Source organism: Candidatus Aegiribacteria sp. (assembly GCA_021108435.1).
In the GTDB taxonomy this organism is placed as follows: Bacteria; Fermentibacterota; Fermentibacteria; order Fermentibacterales; family JCC-6; genus Aegiribacteria.
This window is the reverse complement of sequence record JAIOQY010000103.1, coordinates 1-4,832: the sequence shown is the minus strand read 5'-3', so window position 1 is coordinate 4,832 and position 4,832 is coordinate 1. Positions and strand designations below refer to the sequence as shown.

The 4,832-nt window shown below is 44.6% G+C and carries 4 protein-coding genes; 1 reads left to right on the top strand and 3 read right to left on the bottom strand.

All coding sequences use genetic code 11. From position 1 onward, the window contains the following. Window positions 1-139: 139 nt before the first annotated feature. The 3 genes from K8R76_06135 to K8R76_06125 all read right to left on the bottom strand — a co-directional run bounded on the left by K8R76_06135 (window position 140) and on the right by K8R76_06125 (window position 3,401). Window positions 140-1,963 carry a T9SS type A sorting domain-containing protein gene (locus K8R76_06135; protein ID MCD4847750.1) on the bottom strand — a complete coding sequence of 608 codons (1,824 nt, stop codon included), beginning with the start codon at window positions 1,961-1,963 and terminating at the stop codon, window positions 140-142. A 378-nt stretch (window positions 1,964-2,341) separates the two neighbouring features. Further along, window positions 2,342-2,770, bottom strand: a complete 429-nt coding sequence (locus K8R76_06130; GenBank protein MCD4847749.1) for a hypothetical protein — start codon at window positions 2,768-2,770, stop codon at window positions 2,342-2,344. After that, window positions 2,757-3,401, bottom strand: a complete 645-nt coding sequence (locus tag K8R76_06125; GenBank protein MCD4847748.1) for a transcriptional regulator — start codon at window positions 3,399-3,401, stop codon at window positions 2,757-2,759. Before K8R76_06125 ends, K8R76_06130 begins: the two co-directional genes overlap by 14 nt. Before the next feature lie 853 nt (window positions 3,402-4,254). Here K8R76_06125 and K8R76_06120 point away from each other — a divergent pair. Further along, window positions 4,255-4,832, top strand: a 578-nt coding sequence (locus K8R76_06120; protein ID MCD4847747.1) for a PQQ-binding-like beta-propeller repeat protein, incomplete at its 3' end; no start/stop codon positions are given.

The window sequence follows — 4,832 nt, the reverse complement described above, 5'->3', positions numbered from 1 at the left end:
GCCAATAAAGCTAAAAACCGCAGAATCGAATTCATCGTCCTCAGCATTTAATATCTCAGGGGGATCTGCACATGAAAGTACAGATCCCCCTTCAGAACTGTTAAAACTTATCTGTAGTTATGACTCTCTACTTTTGCAGCTACTTCACCACTACAAAGCGCTGTGTCGCTGTGAAATCTCCGGAAACCATCCTGCAGAAGTAGATCCCGGAAGAAAGGTCTTCCAACTGAACATCGTTATATCCTGCTGAGTATTCCTCACCTGGAATCTCACCCACAAGTCTTCCCGAGATGTCGAAAACCTTCAGATCAACAATAGTTTGCTCAGGAAGCGAGAATCGAATTACAGAATATCCATAAGATGGATTTGGCAGAAATGGCAGCAGATTGAGAGGAGCGGGTTCAGCGCCTTCAATTCCGAGAGGATCCCAGGAAATGGTTACATCTTCAAGAACTGGAGTTACAAACGAATCAGTTGTCTGGAGTATTGCCTTGTACTGAACATAACTATCGTTCTCATCAAGGATACCAAAAAGATCGCACGGTGCATGAAGTGTATCTGACCATGCTCCCATACCTGTACTATCAGGAGAATCACAGGCCCTTACCTGAAAGGAAATCGATGTGCCTGCAGGTTCTTCGCAGGTCCAGTCGATTGAACCCCAGCCAGGGTCATTACCCAGGTACAATGAGCTTGAAATCAGTTCACCGTAAGATGAGTACTCAGTGATATTCCACCATGAAAGAGGACTGCCTCCTATGGAAATGAAATTATTGTAACCGTTACCATCAACATCTGCAGCGCAGAATGCATGACTTGAATTGGACTCATCGCTAATCTGATGCCTGAGCCAACACATACCCTCGCCATCGATATTCTCAAACCAGCTAATATCATTCATGTAGCCCTCACCACAAAGAACATCCATGTCCCCATCACCGTCAAGATCGTCGGCGCATATTTCAAAGGTCATATACGGATCGAGAATAACATGCTTTACCCAGGAAGTACCTGATCCGTTCACGTTCTCCAGCCAACCAATCTCGTAACCTGGAGAGTCGCAATAGAGAACATCCATATCGCCGTCACCGTCAATATCCTCTGCGAAGCTGTAATAGGAAAACACTGATAATGAATGCTCATTCCAGGTGGTACCGGTTCCATCAGCATTTTCCCACCAGACCATCAGGCAGCTTGTTCCAGTCCAGCTTGCGTCAAGGATATCCATGTCTCCGTCTCCGTCGATATCCTCAGAGTAGACAGACATTACATACTCTCCTCCAACAACATGCTCAGACCAGGAAGTGCCTGTACCATCAAGGTTCTCCCACCAGGAAATATAGGATATAGACATCCATCCACCGCTGATTATGTCCATATCCCCATCACCATCGATGTCTTCAGAGTATATACTCCATGGATCACTGAAGTCCTCATCAACTATGTGCTTCAGCCATACCAGACCGGAACCATCGACATTCTGCCACCAGTTGATCTTGTCCGCTTCTTCATCTGCACCAATGATATCCATATCACCGTCACCATCAATATCAGAAGGGAATGTTGATTTTGGTATTCCCTCAGCATTATCCACGATATGGTTGATCCAGGTTATTCCTGAACCATCCGTGTTTTCACACCAGATATACTCGTCGCTGAATTCTTTTGTTGTTACCAGGTCAATATACCCATCACCGTTTATATCGCTGGACCATAATGACCAACTTGAGGCTTCTGGATCAACGTAATGTTCTATTGGAGTAGTGAGAGCATCCCTGCTCAGAATCAATGCGTTTTCTGTATGGAATGTGTTGATTCCCATCTCCGAATAATATTCATCACTCCAAGAAGTTACAGGTCCATAAGTACCTGATCCTCCAGACCAGCTTGTCTGAACCACTGAATCTGAAAGGACCGGTGAAATGCAGATAAGAACCATCAATTGCAGGATTATTCTATCCATGTTACACCTCCGATTACATGATTATAGATGTATGTTGTTGATGTTATAGTCAATTGTGAGTTATCTAAAAAGGCTGCTGAAGAATCTTCCAGCAATCTTTTTAAGCTTTGTACCCCTGATGATTTCCATTTGGAAACCGTTTCCAGACTGGATCAAAAGACTTGCATATTTACGGAAAACCCTTACAGCATGAGCAAACGTTCTTTTTTTTTACCTGAATCACAGAATTACCATCGCTGTGCAATCAAGTCCTGATGGGATTGGAATTGGATTTAACGGAGTAGATTTGTCTAATTACAATCACTTGCTGATATTCTTAACAAAATAGAAACAGAAGTGAATCTTGTTTGAAATGAATTCATAGACTAAGGAAATCCGTCAGTGCACAGGAACCGGTCCAAGTTTCTCTACTCCTTTGAGGATATCCTGGATACTCTTGATTAGGACTTCCAGGAACCGCTCGTCCTCAAGAAGGACACCGTCGTATTCAGATTGGTTCCTTCGACGATGAGCCTCGGTCAGCAATCTCCAGGTCTCGGGGGGAAGACCTAGCGTATGAGGGAGTACTTGGAATACGATATATCGATTGTCAGCGCGATAGCCATACCAACGTAGCGCCGCGAGCGAAAGTGAATGAGTGGCGTTATAGGCCAGATCGAATCGACTGTCGAACGACAGTGTCGGATTCATCGAATCCTCAAGGCGCCTCTTTCCTGATAGGACAAGGCTGTCGAACTCTATCTGGGAACCAGGCTCTTCCTTGAGCTTTCTAATCTTCACGAGATTCTGCAGTTCATTCGAGGTCATTGTCAGATCCGATCAGAAATAGCCTGGGTTTCGATAGCACGTTCAAAATGAATGGGTTCCCGGAGGAGCGCTTCTCTTTGAATTCATCTAATGTGATCATCTGAACGCTAATCTTTCGGTTGATTCTCTGCTCCACTGGCTGTAGAGCGCTGATGATATCTGGATACGCAAGGTTCTCGCCGACAATCAGCAGATCCACATCGCTCCAGGCGGAATCATCACCCATCGCAATCGAGCCATAGATGAACGCGGTACGGATACTGTTAGTGAAGGGTACAAGAGCATCCCGTACCGGTATAGTAAGACCCACTGTTTTTAGAATAAGAATGTGCAGTTCATGGAAGATTGGTGAACTCCGGTTCACTCGGTACAGTTTCCGTCGACCAAGAGGAACCTCGATAACAAGTCCGCTGGATACAAGGCGCTTGATCTCACGATGTACAGCCCCGACACCTGAGGCGGCAAGACGAATTAGTTCAGCTCCCTGGAAGCTCCTGTCCGGCTGACCGAACAGCAGTGAAAGCACACGTAACTGAACGCGCGAGAAGAGACTTTCCGCCAGTCCGAGTGATGGGAGTTCGATACTTCCCTCAATGGATTTGTTTCCACTCTTTTTGTGAATCTCTGTCAAACCATTCATCCTTCCCATAATGGGAATAATACTACCCAATTTGGGAACATGCAAGGTTTCTCTTTTGTTTTAAGTAACATACAATGATGAACAAACGGAATGATAGTATCCTACTTAGTGGTATCCCCTGATTGCCATGGCTGGCGAAACCGCCCCACTCTCTCCCCAGACGGAACCAGACTTTCTTATATGGATGGTAGATACATTCACCTTATAGCTTTTTCAATTCTGTAAAGAGGATCGTTTGAAGTACAAGAACTCAGTCTTAGGCGGGATTACAGAACACTCCACACTTGCTAAGGTTGCTTCAATCGCTTCAGTTACACACGAAGAACTCTTCGTTGATTTTGCTGATAGATTCGATATGGAATGTTATTCAGCTTATGATGAATGCTACTTGTACTTCTCCGACGATGACATCTGTTGGGTTGAGGTCTTGTTCCAATTTCACGAGTAAGCAGTTGCATCAAACAGAACCCTTGTGATTGAATCCACGGAACATTATCATATTCATTGTAAGCCTGAAATTAGAACAGAAAGCAAAAATGCTCAATGAGTTAAAATTGCGTCAAAGCGTGCAAATCCGATTATGCAATCAGCTGATTCCAAGCTTTATGACCGCAGAACGGAGAACTGAATGTTTATTAGTACATTTTAAATTACGATTGCTTTCTCCGCAACCAGTCTAACCATCACAGAACCAGTTGATGGAGAATCATACAACATCAGTGACCTGCTTACAGTAAGAGCCATTGTAGAAAATGAAAACGAACTCCCTGATTCAGTTCACTATTCCCTCAACGGCGAGCCGGTTGTACAGATTCCCCGGCTAAACACAGACTGGTACACATATATGCAGAATGACCTTCATCACGGTTTTTCAGAGTCGCCTGCCCCTATTGACAACACAATACTCTGGACTGCGACAGTAACCGGTAATATTCACGAGTTCCCAACCCCTGTGATTGTTTATGGAATTGTCTACTATCCTTCTAACGAAGGTTCTGATTCTCTTTATGCTCTTGATGCAGCTACCGGCGAGCTGATATGGAAATACCACACTGGTATAACTGATGATGCTGTTACAGTTAAGGATGGCTATCTTTACACAGCCAGCGATTCTCTGTGGTGTCTGGACGCCCTGACAGGTGAGAGAATCTGGGCTAGTGGAGATGCAGATGGACACGCAGGAACTCCAGTTGTTGTTGATGGCAGAGTGTACTGTGGACGATCTAACCGGCATTTGCACATATCCCATATCTATTGTTTTGATGCTGAAACAGGGACAGAGATATGGTCGAATACACTTTCCGGATATACAGCCAGTTGTATAACGGTCTGGAACGGTATGGTTTTTGTTCCAACATGTCATTTGAATAACGCAATTCCTTTATACGCTTTGGATGCTGCTACTGGATCAATCATCTGGGA

Coding starts and splice junctions, on each gene's coding strand:
- K8R76_06135 (MCD4847750.1), bottom strand. CDS start 1,963: ATGGATAGAATAATCCTGCAATTGATGGTTCTTATCTGCATTTCACCG.
- K8R76_06130 (MCD4847749.1), bottom strand. CDS start 2,770: ATGACCTCGAATGAACTGCAGAATCTCGTGAAGATTAGAAAGCTCAAG.